General features: G+C 55.4%; 1 protein-coding gene. It reads left to right on the top strand.

Annotated elements, in window-relative coordinates:
• Positions 1-226: 226 nt before the first annotated feature.
• Positions 227-460: pirin family protein (locus J5M71_RS28170; protein ID WP_207838886.1), on the top strand; the 234-nt coding region annotated here is incomplete at its 3' end.

Raw genomic sequence — 460 nt, 5'->3', positions numbered from 1 at the left:
GGCTATGGTGTCTGGATTTGCTGATGAGTTCTAGCGAAATGCTTACAGGTCATCGGTTTAGGCGACGAATTGAAAGTCGGATGAGACGATGTCGAGGCACCTTCCCATCAAATAACCTGATCATGATGCGGCAGTTTTTGCGCTTTTTATCGATGATTGCCTGATAGATGATCGCCGTCATCAACCACGGGGCCCGCCCCCTGACGACCCTTATTAGGAGACGATCATGCTTGAACTCAGACCCTTCAGCTCGCTGGGCGGCGCCCATCATGGCTGGCTGGACGCGCTTCACCACTTTTCCTTTGCCGAATACTACGATCCGCAGCGGATGAGCTGGGGCAACTTGCGCGTGTGGAACGACGACATCATCGCCGCAGGCACCGGTTTCCCGCAGCATCCGCACCGCGACATGGAAATCATCACCTACGTGCGGGAAGGTGCCATCACGCACCAGGACAAC

Source organism: Pseudomonas sp. 43(2021) (assembly GCF_017490805.1).
Classification (GTDB): Bacteria; Pseudomonadota; Gammaproteobacteria; order Pseudomonadales; family Pseudomonadaceae; genus Aquipseudomonas.
This window is presented reverse-complemented; position numbering and strand designations above follow the sequence as displayed.